The following is a 17,548-nucleotide window of genomic DNA, read 5'->3' as shown; positions in this document are numbered from 1 at the left end:
ATGCGCCGGCCGCTGTTGTGGCTGCTGATGTGGATGATGCCTGCGCTGGCGACAGCGCAGGACGAGCCGTTGCGCGTGGCCTATCAGGGCGAGTTGTTGTCGTTGAATCAGACGCAACTGATCAAGCGCGAACCGTTGCCAGCGTCGCTGGATGCGCCGCTGGGCAGTCTGTGGAAGTTGTTCGTCTACGCCTGGCTGGTGGATACCGGTGCGCGGGAGCCGGCTTATGAATGTCGCGGGCAGTCCAAAGAAGAAGTTTATTGCTGCTCGGCGGGCGGCAAGGTCGAGCGGGATCAGGCACTGGTGAAATCCTGCGGTCTGTATTTCGACCCCGCGCGGTTGGGCATTGCAGCGAAGGATTGGCGAGCGTATTGGCAGGCGCGGCAGGCACCGTCGTGGTTGCTGGATTTGCCAGCCGTGCAACCGGCAACAAGGGTTTCGGTTGCCGAGTTATTGAGCGTTCTGGCATTGCTGCCAGCGCAGGATCAGACGCGCCGCGTGCTGCTCGATGTCGTGCTGAACGCGGCGGACGGCAATGTCGTCGGCGAGTTGGGCGGGCGCCTGCGGGTGAAAACCTGGAGTTGGCTCGGCGACCAGGATGCACAATCGCGGCAAGGTGGATTCGCCGGTTGGACCGCCGACGGCACACCGATCTGGGCGGGTGGACCCGGTACCAGTCAAATGGTTCTGCGGCATTACGGTCAGGCGCTGGCCAGCGTGTTGCCGACGGCGTGGCCAGCGGACGCAGGGCGTTGTGTGGAAGTCGGGCTGTTCTCGAAATACCCGGTTTCGAAAGTTCTGGCCGGCGATCGTGTTGCCACGTCCGGGCCATTGCGCGGCGACTACCACGTCGAATTCGCCAACGGCAACGCGCTGGACATCCACAGCGATGGCGAATTGTTTCTGCTCAACGACAAACTCGTCGCAAGGCTTGATCGCGAAGAATATGTCGCCCGTGTCCTTGAGCGCGAAGCCAAACCTGAACCTGCCGAAGCCGCCAAGGCGCTGGCCGTAGCGATCCGCACTTATCTGCTGCAAAACGCCACGCGCAACGGCGACTGCCTGAGCATCGACGACAGCAGCAATCGCCAGCGCGTCGCCCCGCGTCCAGCCTCTGCCGAGTCACGCAACATCGCGGCGTGGACGGCGGATCTGGTACTGGCCGGCAGCACCGTCACCTATCACTCCGACCAGCCCGGCCCGGACAAACTCGCCTGGCAGCAAGCCGTCGAGCAAGCGAACGCCGGCCAGCGCTACGACGCTATTCTGCTGCACTCCTATCCACGCGCCAGCCTCAGCCGCTGGGACAACCCGGTCGCCTCCTGCGAAGCATTACCCGCCGCGCAAGACTGGCTGCAAAAGCAGCGACGCGGCTGGCGTCCTAAGCTCGAAAGCGAAACCGGCTACAACGAAGTCAGCACTTTCGCCGTATGCAAACTTGCCTTCGGCCGGCCCTTCGTCGACCGCGAACGCCAGCGCATATACGTGCGCGGCGTGCTGAGCCTGCAGGATCGCCTCGATCTGACCCACGAATATCTGCACCTGGCCTTCGAAGCACACCCCAACGGCCAGGATGAAACCTACATCGAAGGGCTCGCCCGTCACCTTTTGCTGGAATAGACCATGACACTCCGTTATCCACAGGTCTTGCTGCTGCTCTGTGCCCTCAACGTGCTGCCGCAAGCGTTCGCCGCCGATGGCGTCAAACTCGACACCCCGGTGGGCGGCTGGCGCAGCGGCGCACCGCAAGGCGAGGGCGAGAGCTTTCGCCAGACCGTCAACTACCCGGCCTCGTCGGTCAACACACCGCTTGGCCAGGCCAATACCGCCAGAATCAGCGGCCAGATCAAAGCCGTGCCGAAGAACAATGAACCCGGGCGCCTGATCGTCAACGGCGTCAGCATGCCACTGAAAATCGACCCAACCGGCGGCTTCGATCGCCCGTTCTCCTTCCCCAATGGCAGCAACAGCGTCGAAGTGCGCAGCGCCGACGGCCAGCAACGCCACCGCACGCAATTCCTCAACGCCCGCGCCGGCGTCACACCGGCCAAATTGCGCGTGTTGCTGGCCTGGGACAGCGACGGCACCGACCTCGACCTGCACCTCGTCACCCCCGACGGCGCCCACATCTGGTACGGCAACCGCAGCGCCGCCAACGGCGCCGCCCTCGACGTCGACGTCACCACCGGCTACGGCCCGGAAATCGCAGCCATGCCCGCGCCGATCAAAGGGCAATATCTGGTGTATGTGAATTATTACGGCGGCGGGTATCGCGCGGATGACGAAGGTGGGGATGAAGCGGTGCAGGCGCTGACCACAGCGCAGGTGACGGTGATTACTGAAGAAGGCACGCCGAGCGAAAAGATGGAGACGTTTGTAGTGCCGATGCGGACGGCGGGGGAGTTGACGTTGGTGAAGTCGTTCAGTTATCCGTGAATCCGGCTAATCAGGAAAAACGCCGCAAAGCGCGTTGCCCTGATAACCATGCACAATCGGCCCCAGCATCATGAACGGGCCGCAGGCGTAGAACGGCGACGGCACCGTTTGTTTTGAATAGAGCAAAACGATTTCATTTCCAGATTCGTTGCTGCCAAAGGACTGCTCGGAGTACGAAGTACACACGGGCAATTTCAGCGGAACAGGAATGATCAACGCCCAAACCGTGATGCCACACCATTCTCGGGTAGGCGCTGATTGCGCGGTTCGGGTAATCGCTGGCGTCAGCGAACGAGCGCTTAGAGCTTTGTACTCGTCAGTTCTGAGTGTGGTTTTCTCAGGCAAAGCCACGATGGCACCGACGCAGCCTGAGAGATAAAAACTCATCGCAGCGATCAGGATGACCGGTCCAAGCAGTGTGAAACGAGGGGTGAATCGCACGTTTTAACTTCCTTGTGAAGCGCTTCGGAACTGTAGTGCCCAGCTTGTTCGATTCCTTCCAAGCGAGAGGCGTAGCCTTTTTGCAGGCATTAAAAAGCCGGCTTGTGGCCGGCTTCTCGGGGACTGGCTTGGTTTATTTTTGGTAAACCGCGCCAGCCTTCAAAACGTACATCCGGATCTGCGTCCGGCTGTGGGACTTGGTCAGACGTTGGTCTGCCGCGTCGGGCGTCATCCGAGCCGCTGGGCGGGTCGATGCGCGAATGTGGGGCGCAGGATACTGAGTTTTGCTTTGGATTCCCAGTCTCAAGTGCGGTTTAGAGCGACTGAAGCGCTACAAACTCCGGATTTGTACCGGTTGTCAGGGCCTTTTCGCGGGCAAGCCCGCTCCCACAGGTTCTGGCAAACAATCACAGAAACGGCACCACCGGCCGGCGCTTGCCCAGTGTCGACCACCAGAACACCCAGCCAAGAATATGAATCCGCTGCTCTTCGATCTGCGCTGGCCGGAAGACCTCGTCGGGGTATTCGGCGCTGTTGTGGCTGCGCATGCGCAGGCCGTTGCCGGGCATGCGGTGCAGGTATTTGATGCGCAGCATGCCGTCGTGCTCTACGGCGTAGATTTCGCCGTCGACGACCTGGGTCAGGCCGCGGTCGATGGCGACGATGGAGCCGTCTTCGATGCGATCGGCCATGCTGTTGCCGATCATGTGCGCGCAGATGGCGTTGGCGTGCTGGATGTCGAGTTGATCGAGGTGGGCGCGGGGCAGGCGCAGGGATTGGTCGGGGTCGAGGATGACGTGGGTTTTACCGTCGCCGTTGGCGATCGGGGTTTCCTTGAAAAATGCCAGGTCGATGTCGCTGGGGTTGATGACGGTGTAGACGCCGCAGATGGCCTGGGCATCGAACGTGTCGCCATTGCTGGCGGGTGGGTGCAGGCGCGCGACCTCCTTGACGCCTTCCCCGGTTTTCAGCCATTCACTATTGACCGACAACAGGCGTGAGACTTCTTCCATGCGATACGCCGGGACGCCCCGGGTGTACCAGTTATGAACGTTTTGGGCTTCCGTGCCCCAGAACCTTGCGAAATCCGTGGTGCTGATGTTCGCTGCTTCCAGGAGTGCCTTGAATCGTGGACCGCTAGTGTTCTTTCTCATAAACACGGAGTCTACGGCCGGACTAGAGCGGTTTGAATAAACCGGGCGTTCAAAAAAAGCCTGTATTTTGCGACGGGATGTAAGACGTACTTGTGGGAAATTAAACAGATTAAAACTGCATGTAGGAATTTAAACGGTTTGTTTAGTCGGGCTTTTTCAAGAGCCCCTCACCCCAACCCTCTCCCGGAGGGGAGAGGGGGCCGACCAAGGTGTATTTCGAGTTACATCGACCTGAACAACCGAGTCGATTATGCAGACGCCAATAACAAAAAACCCCGGAAATCCGGGGTTTTTTCAAGCGTCACGCAAGGCGCAATTGCTTAGCCCTTGTAGGCGGCAACCGACTTGGTGATCGCTTCGCGGGCGGCGTCTGCACCGGCCCAGCCTTCGATCTTGACCCACTTGCCCTTCTCGAGATCCTTGTAGTTCGCGAAGAAGTGCTCGATCTGCTGGATCAGCAGGGGTGGCAGGTCGGTGTATTCCTTCACGTCGACGTACAGCTGCGACAGCTTGTCGTGTGGCACTGCGATGACTTTGGCATCGCCGCCGCCGTCGTCGGTCATGTTCAGGATGCCGACTGGACGCGCGCGGATTACCGAGCCTGGAGCAACCGGGTAAGGGGTTACGACCAGCACGTCGAGGGGATCACCGTCGTCAGCCAGGGTGTTCGGGATGTAACCGTAGTTGGCCGGGTAGAACATTGGGGTGGCCATGAAACGGTCAACGAACAGGCAATCGCTGTCTTTGTCGATTTCGTATTTGATCGGCGCGTGGTTGGCCGGGATCTCGATCGCGACGTAGATGTCGTTCGGCAGGTCTTTGCCAGCCGGAATCTTGCTGTAGCTCATTGGGCGTTGCCCCCGTAGTTGACCAAAAACACTTGGCCGGATTGACCAAAAAGTGGCGGCGATTATAGGCATATTCCTACGCCGACGCCACGTACCAGAAGTCGTGCAGAGCTTAGTCGTGCGCCTGATAGACCGGGTCTGTGGCCTGAAGTTGCCGCAGTCTGCCCAACGGATCCTGCCGGTAGAAAAGCTGCAGTTGCAAGTAGACCTGTGGATAAGCCTCGTGCAGCAGATCCGGGGCGCTGAAGAAGTATTCGCTGGTGACGGCGAAGAACTCTGCCGGGTTCTCGGCGGCGTAGGGATCGATGGCTGTTTCGGCGTCTGGATCGTGGTCGAGTTGGCGGTTGAGGTCGTCGTAAGCGGCCTGCATCACTTTGGCCCAGTCGCTGACGCGCATGTCGGTGTGCAGTGGCGGCAGGCCGTTGGCGTCGCCGTTGAGCATATCGAGCTTGTGCGCCAGTTCGTGGATCACCAGGTTGTAGCCTTCCCAGCCACCGCTGGCCTGTACGCCGGGCCAGGCGAGAATCACCGGCCCCTGTTGCCAGGCTTCGCCGCTGTGTTCGCCGTCCCACTCATGCTCGACGCCGCTGGCATCGCGATGGCGTTGCGGGCTCAGGAAGTCGTCCGGGTACAGCACGATCTCGTGGAAACCCTGGTACCAGTTCAGATCGCCGAGGTGCAGCAACGGCAACTGCGCCTGGGCGGCGAGCAGCAGGCGTTGCTCCTGATGCAGCTCGACACCGGGCAGGGCGGTCAGGTGTTTGTCGTCGAGAAACAGCACACAGGCTTCGCGCAACCACTGGTCTTCAGCAGCGCTGATGCCGTCGAGGAAGGAGAGTTGATGGCGCACCCGTTGCCACAGGTCGTCGGCAATCGGGTGCCTGGCCAGAGGCGCCGGCGTCGCCAGGCGCTCAGTGACCACATCGGATCAGTGCGATTGCACTTTGGTGCCGCCGAACCGGCTGCGCACCACGCCGATGATCATCGGCACCAGCGACAGCAGGATGATTGCCACCACCAGCAGCGAGAGGTTTTTCTTGATGAACGGCACGTTGCCGAAGAAGTAACCCAGAGTGACCAGACCGCCGACCCAGAGGATGGTGCCGAGCACGCTGAAGCCGAAGAAACGCGGGTACGGCATCCGCGCCACGCCCGCGACGAACGGCGCGAAGGTGCGGATGATCGGCAGGAAACGCGCCATGGTCACGGTTTTGCCGCCGTGCTTGTCGTAGAAATCGTGGGTTTTTTGCAGGTAGTCGCGACGGAAGATTTTCGAGTTCGGGTTGCTGAACAGCTTCTCCCCGGCCGTGCGTCCGATCACGTAGTTGGTACTGTCGCCCATGATCGCCGCCAGCATCAGCAGGCCACCGAGCAGCACCGGATCCATGCCGCCGCCGGCCGCCACTGCGCCAGCGATGAACAGCAGCGAGTCACCCGGCAGGAACGGCATCACCACGAGCCCGGTTTCACAGAAGATCACCATAAACAGGATGGCGTAGATCCATGGCCCATAGTTGTTCACCAGCAAATCGAGATACACATCGAGATGCAGGATAAGGTCGAGCGGGTTGAAATCCATGGGGGCACCTGTATGACGGCCCGACTCGGCAGGCCTGTGCGGATGACTTCGTGTAAGCCTACAGCGGGGTGTAGTTTTTCTTACAAGCCGGAAAGATCGGGATTATACGGTCTGAGCGATGAAAAGCGCGTCGGTTTTGTAGCGGGGAGTGTCGCGAAGTGAGCAATTGTCAGGGAAAAGGTGGCCGTGGCGAGGGAGCGAACTCCCTCATCACCGAAGCCGTTGGAGTCAGAGCTCGTCGCTGATCGGCAGTACGTAGTTCTTGAACTCGGTGTCTTCCTTGAAGCCGATCGATTCGTAGGTTTTCTGCGCCACTTCGTTGTTCGCGCTGGTCGAGACGCGCATGCGCACGGCCTGGGTTTCCTTGGCCATTTTCTTCGCGGTACGGATCAGATTGTCGGCGACCAGTTGCCGGCGCGCGTCTTCAGCAACGTAGATATCGTTGAGAATCCACACGCGTTTGAGCGACAACGAAGAGAAGCTCGGATAGAGCTGGCAGAAACCCATGAGTTTCTTGTCGTCATCGTCGGCCAGGGCCAGATAGATTACCGACTCTTTGCGGCGCAAGCGCTTTTCGAGGAACGCGCGGGAGGAATCCGGGTAAGGCAGGGAGCCGTAGAACTCGCGATATTTGACGAACAAAGGAGTCAGCAAATCCAGATGTTCGAGGGTCGCTTGAATAATCCGCATGATAGGTCTCGTCTTCAAGTGGCTGTCTTCAACTGCTCTGACGGCGATGGGAAACCCGGGCGGCCGTGCGTCGATCCTGCCTGAAAGCAGCGCAGAAAGGCAATGCGGAAACGGTTCAGGCTGGCGGTGGATCGAGCAGGAAGTTGCCTTTCATGTCGACAGCGTCGTCCGCCTCCAATGTGTGCAGCTGAGCTTCATCCTTCAGGTTGACCCCCGACAGCTGGCGCCTACAGGCCTCGCGCATCAGATACAGCAACCGATGCGCCGCCATGCCGTAGCTCAAACCTTCAAGCCGGACATTGGAAATGCAATTACGATAGGCGTCGGTGAGGCCGACCTTCGGCGCGTAGGTGAAATACAGCCCGAGGCTGTCCGGCGAACTCAAACCCGGGCGCTCGCCGATCAGCATCACCACCATTTTCGCCCCGAGCAGCTGGCCGATCTCGTCACCGATGGCGACGCGGCCCTGTTCCACCAGCACCACCGGCGCCACGGACCAGCCGTCGCCGCTCATCTGTTCTTCCAGGCGTGTCAGGAACGGCAGGGTGTGGCGATGCACCGCCAGTGCCGACAGGCCATCCGCGACGACCATCACCAGATCGACGCCGCCCGGGTGTTCGCTGGCGTAGTCGCGCAAGGTCTGCGCCGATTCATCGCTGAGCTTGCGCCCCAGATCCGGGCGTTGCAGATAGGTGTGTCGGTCCGGCGCGGCGCTTTGCAGCGCCAGGGTTTCCCGCCCGCGCTCGCTCAGTTGTGCGCTGATTTCGCTGTGATCGAAGGCCAGATGCACGGCATCACGGGCTTGGGCGTGGGCAAACTGAAAATCCAGCTGCGCCCGCGTCGGCAGACTGGTGCCGGTGCGGCCCAGGGCAATGCGTGCCGGGGTCAGGCGGCGCAGTTCCAGCCAGGGGTTTTGCGGATCGACCGGTGGTTTTTCCATAAGACTCATCCCAAGTGCGCCAAGGCCTGGCGGAAGGCCGGCGGCAGGTTGTTGCCGAAGCGAACCTTGCCGTCCGCCTGGGTGAAGATGCCCATGTTGGCCAGCCATTGTTCGAACTCCGGCGCCGGTTTCAGGCCCAGGGTCTGGCGGGCGTACAAGGCGTCGTGAAACGAAGTGGTCTGGTAATTGAGCATGATGTCGTCGGAGCCGGGGATGCCCATGATGAAGTTGATCCCGGCGACGCCGAGCAACGTCAGCAGGGTATCCATGTCGTCCTGGTCGGCTTCGGCGTGGTTGGTGTAGCAGATGTCGCAGCCCATCGGCACGCCGAGCAGCTTGCCGCAGAAGTGATCTTCAAGGCCGGCGCGGATGATCTGCTTGCCGTTGTAGAGGTACTCCGGGCCGATAAATCCTACGACGGTGTTCACTAGGAACGGCTTGAAATGTCGCGCCACGGCGTAGGCCCGTGTCTCGCAAGTCTGTTGATCGACGCCGTGGTGGGCGTTGGCCGACAGCGCGCTGCCCTGACCGGTTTCGAAATACATCAGGTTCTGCCCGAGTTTGCCGCGCTTGAGACTGAGCCCGGCGTCGTAGCCTTCCTGCAAGACATTCAGATTGATACCGAAACTGGCATTGGCCGCCTCAGTGCCGGCAATCGACTGGAACACCAGATCCAGCGGCACGCCACGGTTGATCGCCTCGATCGAGGTGGTGACGTGGGTCAGCACGCAGGCTTGAGTCGGGATGTCGTAGCGCTGGATGATTGCGTCGAGCATCTCCAGCATCGCGCAGATCGAAGCGATGCTGTCGGTGGCCGGGTTGACCCCGATCATTGCGTCACCGTTGCCGTAGAGCAGGCCGTCGAGAATGCTCGCGGCAATGCCGGACGGCTCGTCGGTCGGGTGGTTGGGTTGCAGGCGGGTCGACAGGCGCCCGCGCAAACCGAGGGTGCCGCGAAATTGGGTGACCACGCGGATTTTCTGCGCGACCAGCACCAGATCCTGTACACGCATGATCTTCGACACGGCGGCGACCATTTCCGGGGTCAGGCCGGGGGCGAGGGCGCGCAGGCTGATTTCGTCCGCCGCGTCACTGAGCAGCCAGTCGCGAAAGCCGCCAACGGTCAGGTGACTGACCACGGCGAAGGCTTGTTTGTCGTGGGTGTCGATGATCAGCCGGGTGACTTCGTCGGCTTCGTAGGGGATCAGCGCTTCCTGCAGGAAGTGGGTGAGCGGGATGTCCGCCAGGGCCATTTGCGCGGCCACCCGTTCGCCGTCGTTGAGCGCGGCGACCTCGGCGAGAAAGTCCCCCGAGCGGGCGGGGCTGGCCTTGGCCATGACGTCTTTGAGGCTGTCGAAGCGGTAAGTCTGCGCGCCGACCGTGTGAGCAAAACTGGCCATTCAGCGTTCTCCGTGACGGCGCAGAACAGCTCTGCGCCGTGGTTTTCGACAATCAGTGCAAGGCTTGTTCAGCTTTTTGAATCGCCGCGAATTCTTCTTCCGGCGTGCCTGCTACCAAGTGATGCCGACTGTAGAAAGCAAAGTAAGCAATTAACACTCCATAGATGATCGCCGCGCCGATCACCACCCGTGGATCGACGAGGAAACCCGCTACCACGGCGATGCAGGCCAGCACCAGCGCCACACCCGAGGTGAAAATCCCGCCCGGCGTGCGATACGGCCGGTCCATTTTGGGGCGCCGGATACGCAGGGTGATGTGTGCGGCCATCATCAGCACATAGGAAATGGTCGCGCCGAACACCGCGACCAGAATCAGCAAATCGCCCTGGCCGGTCAGCGACAGACCAAAGCCGATGATGCCGGGAATCACCAGAGCCAGCACCGGTGCCTTGCTCTTGTTGGTCTGCGACAGTTTGCGCGGCAGATAACCGGCCCGCGACAGCGCGAAGATCTGCCGCGAGTAGGCGTAGATGATCGAGAAGAAACTGGCAATCAGCCCGGCCAGACCGACGAGGTTGACGAAGCTGCCCATCCAGGTCGAGCCACCGTAGGCCTTGCTCAGCGCTTCGACCAGTGGATTACCGGAGGTCAGCAGCGAATTCGCACCGGCGCCGCCGGGGCCAACGATCAGAATCAGCAGGGCGAACATCAGCAGCACCAGCATCGCCCCGATCAGGCCACGCGGCAGATCGCGCTTGGGGTTTTTGGTTTCTTCTGCGGCCAATGGCACGCCTTCGACGGCGAGGAAAAACCAGATCGCATAGGGAATCGCCGCCCATACGCCGACATAGCCGAACGGCAGAAACGGACTGGCGCCGACCGCAGTGGTCACCGGGATGTCGAGCAGGTTGGCAACGTCGAAGTGCGGCACCATCGCCACCAGAAACACCCCCAGCGCCAGCGCGGCGACGGCGGTAATGATGAACATCAGCTTGAGCGCTTCGCCGACCCCGAAAATATGGATGGCGATGAAGATGATGTAGAACGCCAGATAGATCATCCAGCCGCCAATACCGAACAGCGACTCGCAGTAGGCGCCGATGAACACCGCGATGGCGGCGGGGGCGATGGCGTATTCGATGAGGATCGCGGTGCCGGTGAGAAAACCGCCCCACGGCCCGAACGCACTGCGGGCGAAACCGTAGCCGCCGCCAGCGGTGGGAATCATCGACGACAATTCGGCCAGGGAAAAACACATGCACAGGTACATGGTCGCCATCAGCAGCGTGGCGAGAAACATCCCGCCCCAGCCACCCTGGGCGAGGCCGAAGTTCCAGCCGGCGTAATCGCCGGAAATCACATAAGCGACGCCGAGGCCCACCAGCAGGACCCAGCCGGCGGCGCCTTTTTTCAGTTCGCGTTGTTGGAAATAATCGGTGCCGACTTTTTCGAAGTCGACGGAGGAGCCGGTCGCCGGAGCGCCGGCCGGGGATTCGCTTGGCATAGGGTTCACCATTTTTATTGTTTTATTGGCCCGGCTACAGCCAGGAACCTGATCGTTCCCACGCGCAGCATAGGAATGTATCAACGGACGCTCCGCGTTCGGCTTTGAAGGAACGCGGAGCGTCCCGGGCTGGATTCCCACGCAGAGCGTGGGAACGATCAGCATCGCAGGATCAGAAGAATCCCAACGGATTGATGTCGTAGCTCACCAGCAGGTTCTTGGTCTGCTGATAATGGTCGAGCATCATTTTGTGGGTTTCACGCCCGACGCCGGACTTCTTGTAACCGCCGAACGCGGCATGCGCCGGGTACAGGTGGTAGCAGTTGGTCCACACGCGACCGGCCTTGATCGCCCGGCCCATCCGGTAGGCGCGGTTGATGTCGCGGGTCCACAGGCCGGCGCCGAGGCCGAACTCGGTGTCGTTGGCAATCGCCAGGGCTTCGGCTTCGTCCTTGAAGGTGGTGATGCTCACCACCGGGCCGAAGATTTCTTCCTGGAACACGCGCATCTTGTTGGTGCCCTTGAGCAGGGTCGGCTGGATGTAATAACCGGTGGCCAGGCTGCCCTCGAGTTTTTCCACCTTGCCGCCGGTCAGCAGTTCCGCGCCTTCGCCCTTGGCGATTTCCAGGTACGAGAGGATCTTGTCGAATTGCTGCTCGGATGCCTGGGCGCCGACCATGGTGTCGGTGTCCAGCGGGTCGCCACGTTTGATCTGGCTGACTTTCTTCATCACTGCCTGCATGAATTCGTCGTAGATCGATTCCTGCACCAACGCGCGGGAAGGGCAGGTGCACACTTCGCCCTGGTTGAAGAACGCCAGCACCAGACCTTCAGCGGCTTTCTCGATGAAGCTCGGCTCAGCCTGCATGATGTCTTCGAAGAAGATGTTCGGCGACTTGCCGCCCAGTTCCACGGTCGACGGAATGATGTTTTCCGCTGCGCATTTCATGATGTGCGAGCCGACCGGGGTCGAGCCGGTGAAAGCGATCTTGGCGATGCGCTTGCTGGTTGCCAGTGCTTCGCCGGCCTCTTTACCGAAGCCTTGCACGACGTTGAGCACGCCCGGCGGCAGCAGGTCGCCGATCAGTTCCATCAGCACGCAGATGCCCAGCGGGGTTTGCTCGGCAGGTTTGAGTACCACGCAGTTACCGGCGGCCAGCGCTGGCGCAAGTTTCCACGCGGCCATCAGCAGCGGGAAGTTCCACGGGATGATCTGGCCGACCACGCCCAGCGGTTCATGGATGTGATAGGCCACAGTGTTGCCGTCGATTTCCGCAGCGCTGCCTTCCTGGGCGCGCAGGCAACCGGCGAAGTAACGGAAATGGTCGGCGGCCAGGGGGATGTCGGCGTTGAGGGTTTCGCGGATGGCTTTACCGTTGTCCCAGGTTTCGGTGATCGCCAGCAGTTCGAGATTCTCTTCGATGCGGTCGGCGATTTTCAGCAGGATCAGCGAGCGTGCCTGCACGGAAGTGGCGCCCCATGCATCGGCGGCGGCGTGGGCAGCATCCAGCGCCTTGTCGATGTCTTCGGCGGTGGAGCGGGGGAATTCGGCGATTGGCTGGCCATTGACTGGCGAGGTATTGGTGAAGTACTGACCTTTGACCGGCGCGACGAATTCGCCGCCGATGTAGTTACCGTACTTGCTCTTGAACGAGACTTTGGCGCCGTCGGTACCGGGATGGGCGTAACGCATGATGATGTTCTCCTTGGCTTTGTACTTATTAGAGAAACGCGCAAGTGCGCTTGCTATAAGCGTAGAGCAAGGCTCGGGCCACTGCCGTGCAGGTCAGGAAAATCAAGGGCTTGGCCGGTTTGTCTCGGACGAATGGAGTGGCGCTGTGACGGTTTCGGTACAGCGCGGGTGACAGTTTGTACCGCTTGCGGCACAGCCCGTGACCGGGCGGTCTTGCCAGCATTGCAATGCGCGGGTGGCTGAGGGATCCTCAGCCAACAGCAATTCGGTAGGAGCTGCCGAACGCTGCGATCTTTTGATTTTGTTTTTCAAGATCAAAAGATCGCAGCCTGCGGCAGCTCCTACACGGGATTGCGTCGACCTCTCGGGGAGAACAATAAGAAATGCACGACAACCATTTTAGTCGCCATGCCCGCCAGGTTCTCACCGTCACCCAGGGCAAACCGCACGTGCACGGCCCCGGCGCCGATCCATCGATCGCCCGTTCGTGGCTGCGTTGCCTTGAGGACTACCACCTCGATCCTTCCGTGACCATGGCGCCGACCGTGCTCGAGCATGGCCGAGTGCTGGAAAGTCGCGAACGTCTGCAACAAGTGCTGCAAATCGCCGGCACCGAGATGAGCAGCCTGCATCAGCAACTCTCCGGTGCTGGCCATGCGGTGCTGCTGACTGACGCGCGCGGTGTGATCCTCAATTGCGTCACCGCGCCGGCCGAACGGAAGATTTTCGAGCGCGCCGGGCTCTGGCTCGGCGCCGACTGGAGCGAAGCCTGCGAAGGCACCAACGGCATCGGCACCTGCCTGGTCGAGCGTCAGGCGCTGACCATTCACCAGGACGAACACTTTCGCGGCCGCCACACCGGGCTGACCTGTTCGGCGAGCCCGGTGTTCGATCCCCATGGTGAATTGCTGGCGGTACTCGATGTGTCTTCGGCGCGGCCGGACGTCTCGCGGCAGAGCCAGTTCCACACCATGGCGCTGGTCAATCTGTCGGCGAAGATGATTGAGAGCTGCTACTTCCTGCGCTGTTTCGACAATCAATGGTTGCTGCGTTTTCATCTGCAGGCCGAGTCCGTCGGCCTGTTCAGTGAAGGGCTGCTGGCGTTTGACGGCGAAGGGCGGATCAGTGCGGTCAACCAGAGTGCGCTGAACCTGCTCGGGCATATTCGCGGCGGTTTGCTCGGGCAACCGGTGGAAGCGTTTTTCGATTGTTCGCTGGATGACCTGCTCGGTCGCGCGAGTGCCAACGCCAGCGCCAGTTGGCCGCTGCGCACCCGTGATGGCCGGCATCTGTTCGCGGTGTTGCGCGGTGAATCGCGCAAACCTACTGCCATTGTTCCAACGCCAATCACTGCTCCAGCGCCACGCCTGTCCGGCATCTGCCTCGGCGATGAAGCGTTGCAGGCGGAATTTCGCAAAGCCCTGCGCGTGTTCGAGCGCGACGTGCCGCTGTTGATCAACGGCGAAACCGGCTCGGGCAAGGAAGCGTTCGCCAAGGCAGTGCATCAGGCCAGCCAGCGCTCCAGTAACGCCTTCGTCGCGCTCAATTGCGCAGCCATTCCGGAAAGCCTGATCGAGAGCGAACTGTTCGGCTATCGCGGCGGCAGCTTCACCGGCGCGCGCAAGGACGGCATGCGCGGCAAGCTGCAACAGGCCGATGGCGGCACCTTGTTCCTCGACGAAATCGGCGACATGCCACTGGCGTTGCAAACGCGTTTGCTGCGAGTGCTGGAAGATCGGCAAGTAGTGCCGATTGGCGGTGAACCGCAAGCGGTGGACGTGCGCATCATCAGCGCGACGCACCGCAATCTGCTCGAGCGGGTCGAGGACGGCAGTTTCCGTGAAGACCTGTATTACCGCTTGAACGGCTTGGAAGTGGCGCTGCCGGCATTGCGTGAGCGCAGTGATAAATCGCAGTTGCTGGACTTTCTCCTGGCCGAGGAGGCCGGAGGCGAAACGATTCTGATCGACGAACCGGCGCGGCAGGCGTTGCTCGCATTCAACTGGCCGGGCAATGTGCGGCAGTTGCGCAATGTCCTGCGTACGCTGGCGGCGTTGTGTGATGGCGGGCGGGTCGGCGTTGAGGATTTGCCGGTGATGATTCGGCAGGCGCGGCCGGCGGTTGTGGCGGCGCAGATCGCCGCCCAGCCACTGGACGACGCCGAGCGTCTTGCATTGCTCAATGCGCTGGAGCAGACGCGCTGGCACATGACCCATACAGCGCAGCAACTGGGCGTAAGCCGCAACACCCTTTATAGAAAACTGCGTAAACACGGAATTGAGCGGCGTGTCAGCTGAAAGCCCTCACCCTAACCCTCTCCCAGAGGGAGAGGGGACTGACCGAGGTGTTTTGGCGATTTACGCCGACCTGAAATATCGAGCCGAACTAAAAATTTGAAAGCGACCGAGATCGGCTCCCTCTCCCTCGGGAGAGGGCTGGGGTGAGGGGCTGCGGTCTGAAGCCGTGCGCAGATGTAGCCGCCAACCCGTCTCCATCCTTCAGCTAAAGAGTGCCATTTCCCCCTCCCTACGCTAACCTGCGGCCATGTTTTACGAGGTCGACTATGCACATTCATATTCTGGGTATCTGCGGGACTTTCATGGGCTCGATGGCAGTGTTGGCCAAAGAGCTGGGCCATCACGTCACCGGCTCCGACGCCAACGTCTATCCGCCGATGAGCACGCAGCTCGAGGCCCAGGGCATTCAGCTGACGCAGGGTTATGACCCGGCGCAGCTCGATCCGGCGCCGGATCTGGTGGTGATCGGCAATGCCATGTCCCGTGGTAACCCGGCGGTGGAATATGTGTTGAACAAAGGCCTGCCGTACGTCTCCGGCCCGCAGTGGCTGGCTGACCACGTGCTGCAAGGTCGCTGGGTGCTGGCCGTGGCCGGTACCCATGGCAAAACCACCACGAGCAGCATGCTCGCCTGGGTGCTGGAGCATGCCGGGATGAGCCCGGGTTTCCTCATCGGCGGCGTGCCGCAGAATTTCTCGGTGTCGGCGCGCCTGGGCGGTACGCCGTTCTTTGTCATTGAGGCTGACGAATACGACAGCGCCTTCTTCGACAAACGCTCGAAATTCGTCCACTACCGTCCGCGCACTGCGATCCTCAACAACCTTGAGTTCGATCACGCCGACATCTTCCCTGATCTGCCAGCAATCGAGCGTCAGTTCCACCACTTGGTGCGCACCATTCCGAGCGAAGGGCTGGTTATCTATCCGACCACCGAGCCGGCCTTGCAGCGCGTGATCGAGATGGGTTGCTGGACCCCGGTGCAAACCACCGGCGCCGGCGGTCAGTGGCAGGTAAAACTACTGAGCGAGGACGGCTCGGCGTTCGAAGTGATGTTCGAAGGCGTGTCCCAGGGCACCGTCGAGTGGGAATTGACCGGTCAACACAACGTCGCCAATGCCTTGGCCGCGCTGGCTGCGGCGCGTCATGTTGGCGTGGTGCCATCGATGGGCATCGCCGGTTTGAGCGCGTTCAAGAACGTCAAACGACGCATGGAGAAAGTCGCCGAGGTGCGCGGCATCACCATTTACGACGACTTCGCTCACCACCCGACCGCCATCGCCACCACGCTTGATGGCCTGCGCAAACGCATCGGCGACGCGCCACTGATTGCGATCATCGAGCCGCGCTCCAATTCGATGAAGCTCGGCGCCCACCGTGACGGTTTGCCGGACAGTGTGGTCGATGCCGATCAAGTGATCTGGTATGCCCCGGCCAATCTCGGTTGGGATCTCGGCGCCACCGCCGCATTGTGCACGGTGCCGTCGATTGTCAGCGATTCCCTGGAAGGCATCATCGAGCGCGTGAAGAGCCAGGCGCAGCCCGGTACTCACGTGGTGATCATGAGCAACGGCGGCTTCGGCGGCCTGCACGGCAAGCTCGCCGAGGCACTGCAATGAACACTTTTTCCCAGGCCGGCGGACCGGAACGCATCACCCTGGCGATGACCGGCGCCTCGGGCGCGCAGTACGGCTTGCGCCTGCTCGATTGCCTGGTGCGCGAAGATCGCGAAGTGCACTTCCTGATCTCCAAGGCCGCGCAACTGGTAATGGCCACCGAGACCGATGTGTCGCTGCCGAACAAGCCGCAGATGATGCAGGCGTTTCTGACCGAATACACCGGCGCCGCTGCCGGGCAGATTCGCGTGTATGGCAAGGAAGACTGGATGTCGCCGGTGGCTTCGGGCTCCGGCTCGCCGGCAGCCATGGTGGTGGTGCCGTGTTCGACCGGCACGCTGTCGGCGATTGCCACCGGCGCCTGCAACAACCTGATCGAACGCGCGGCGGACGTTACGCTGAAAGAGCGCCGCCAGTTGATTCTGGTGCCGCGCGAGGCGCCGTACTCGAGCATTCATCTGGAGCACATGCTCAAGCTGTCGAATCTGGGCGTGACGATACTGCCTGCCTCGCCGGGCTTCTATCACCAGCCGCAGACCATCGATGATCTGATCGACTTCGTTGTGGCGCGGATCCTCAATCTGCTCGGCATCCCGCAGGACATGCTGCCGCGTTGGGGCGAGCATCACTTGAGCAGCGATGAATAAGCTGCTGGTGCTTGTGCTGGCCCTGCATTTGGGTGGATGCGCTACCGTGCGCACGCTGGATGCGGCCAAACCCGGCGCGCCGGTGGTGTATGCCGGGACGCGGCTGGATTTGTATGCGTTGAACGGCGGGTGTTGTGCGATGGACCGGTTCGGTGCCGAGGCGCCGAGCTATCCGGGAGTGGACCTGCCGGCCAGCGCGTTGCTCGATACGCTGTTGTTGCCGTTGTCATTGCTCACCGTGATTGGCGTGGGCTTTCAGGCGACTGGTGGATTGTAAAGGTCAAAAGATCGCAGCCTTCGGCAGCT

15 protein-coding genes and 1 pseudogene are annotated in these 17,548 nt (G+C 61.2%); 6 read left to right on the top strand and 10 right to left on the bottom strand.

The window, feature by feature from the left end:
• Positions 1 to 1,620, top strand: coding sequence for a DUF2300 domain-containing protein (locus AB4N73_RS18285; protein WP_460142395.1), 1,620 nt, complete (start codon positions 1 to 3; stop codon positions 1,618 to 1,620).
• Between the two features lie 3 nt (positions 1,621 to 1,623).
• Positions 1,624 to 2,436, top strand: a complete 813-nt coding sequence (locus tag AB4N73_RS18280) for a YfaP family protein (RefSeq protein ID WP_460142394.1) — start codon at positions 1,624 to 1,626, stop codon at positions 2,434 to 2,436.
• Between the two features lie 6 nt (positions 2,437 to 2,442).
• Here the strand turns inward: AB4N73_RS18280 and AB4N73_RS18275 are convergent, their stop codons facing one another.
• From AB4N73_RS18275 to exaC, 10 genes and pseudogenes are all read right to left on the bottom strand, one after another.
• A complete protein-coding gene (locus tag AB4N73_RS18275) occupies positions 2,443 to 2,877 on the bottom strand; it encodes a hypothetical protein (RefSeq protein WP_224789911.1) in 435 nt (144 codons plus the stop codon).
• A gap of 407 nt (positions 2,878 to 3,284) precedes the next feature.
• On the bottom strand, positions 3,285 to 4,031 hold the full coding sequence (locus tag AB4N73_RS18270) for a S24 family peptidase (RefSeq protein ID WP_041477707.1): 747 nt from the start codon (positions 4,029 to 4,031) through the stop codon (positions 3,285 to 3,287).
• 320 nt (positions 4,032 to 4,351) lie between these two features.
• A complete protein-coding gene (gene ppa / locus AB4N73_RS18265; protein WP_003205933.1) occupies positions 4,352 to 4,879 on the bottom strand; it encodes an inorganic diphosphatase in 528 nt (175 codons plus the stop codon).
• 112 nt (positions 4,880 to 4,991) lie between these two features.
• Positions 4,992 to 5,803: pseudogene (locus AB4N73_RS18260) on the bottom strand (M90 family metallopeptidase).
• A gap of 4 nt (positions 5,804 to 5,807) precedes the next feature.
• Positions 5,808 to 6,458, bottom strand: coding sequence for a DedA family protein (locus AB4N73_RS18255; protein WP_095181915.1), 651 nt, complete (start codon positions 6,456 to 6,458; stop codon positions 5,808 to 5,810).
• Between the two features lie 228 nt (positions 6,459 to 6,686).
• The gene (locus tag AB4N73_RS18250; protein ID WP_016773002.1) at positions 6,687 to 7,148 is read right to left on the bottom strand and encodes a GNAT family N-acetyltransferase; all 462 of its coding nucleotides are present in this window, start codon (positions 7,146 to 7,148) and stop codon (positions 6,687 to 6,689) included.
• Positions 7,149 to 7,263: 115 nt separating this feature from the next.
• Positions 7,264 to 8,088 carry an ethanolamine ammonia-lyase subunit EutC gene (eutC, locus tag AB4N73_RS18245; protein WP_056790683.1) on the bottom strand — a complete coding sequence of 275 codons (825 nt, stop codon included), beginning with the start codon at positions 8,086 to 8,088 and terminating at the stop codon, positions 7,264 to 7,266.
• Between the two features lie 5 nt (positions 8,089 to 8,093).
• Positions 8,094 to 9,488 (bottom strand): ethanolamine ammonia-lyase subunit EutB, encoded by a 1,395-nt coding sequence (locus AB4N73_RS18240; protein ID WP_460142393.1) that lies wholly within the window; start codon positions 9,486 to 9,488, stop codon positions 8,094 to 8,096.
• A 52-nt stretch (positions 9,489 to 9,540) separates the two neighbouring features.
• Entirely contained in the window at positions 9,541 to 10,992 is a 1,452-nt protein-coding gene (eat, locus tag AB4N73_RS18235; RefSeq protein ID WP_024014466.1) for an ethanolamine permease, read from the bottom strand.
• Between the two features lie 172 nt (positions 10,993 to 11,164).
• A complete protein-coding gene (gene exaC / locus AB4N73_RS18230; protein ID WP_024014465.1) occupies positions 11,165 to 12,685 on the bottom strand; it encodes an acetaldehyde dehydrogenase ExaC in 1,521 nt (506 codons plus the stop codon).
• A gap of 383 nt (positions 12,686 to 13,068) precedes the next feature.
• Here exaC and AB4N73_RS18225 point away from each other — a divergent pair, with 383 nt between their 5' ends.
• The 4 genes from AB4N73_RS18225 to AB4N73_RS18210 all read left to right on the top strand — a co-directional run bounded on the left by AB4N73_RS18225 (position 13,069) and on the right by AB4N73_RS18210 (position 17,519).
• Positions 13,069 to 14,982, top strand: coding sequence for a sigma-54-dependent Fis family transcriptional regulator (locus AB4N73_RS18225; RefSeq protein ID WP_460142392.1), 1,914 nt, complete (start codon positions 13,069 to 13,071; stop codon positions 14,980 to 14,982).
• 266 nt (positions 14,983 to 15,248) lie between these two features.
• Complete coding sequence (gene mpl / locus AB4N73_RS18220; protein WP_056790674.1) at positions 15,249 to 16,598, top strand: UDP-N-acetylmuramate:L-alanyl-gamma-D-glutamyl-meso-diaminopimelate ligase; 1,350 nt, start codon at positions 15,249 to 15,251, stop codon at positions 16,596 to 16,598.
• Complete coding sequence (gene ubiX / locus AB4N73_RS18215) at positions 16,595 to 17,242, top strand: flavin prenyltransferase UbiX (protein WP_041477713.1); 648 nt, start codon at positions 16,595 to 16,597, stop codon at positions 17,240 to 17,242. Before mpl ends, ubiX begins: the two co-directional genes overlap by 4 nt.
• Positions 17,235 to 17,519, top strand: coding sequence for a YceK/YidQ family lipoprotein (locus AB4N73_RS18210; RefSeq protein WP_150742317.1), 285 nt, complete (start codon positions 17,235 to 17,237; stop codon positions 17,517 to 17,519). Before ubiX ends, AB4N73_RS18210 begins: the two co-directional genes overlap by 8 nt.
• Positions 17,520 to 17,548 lie beyond the last annotated feature (29 nt).

Source organism: Pseudomonas sp. S3_B08, from assembly GCF_054667725.1.
The sequence above is the reverse complement of the archived record's forward strand: the minus strand, read 5'-3'. Positions and strand labels throughout refer to the sequence as shown.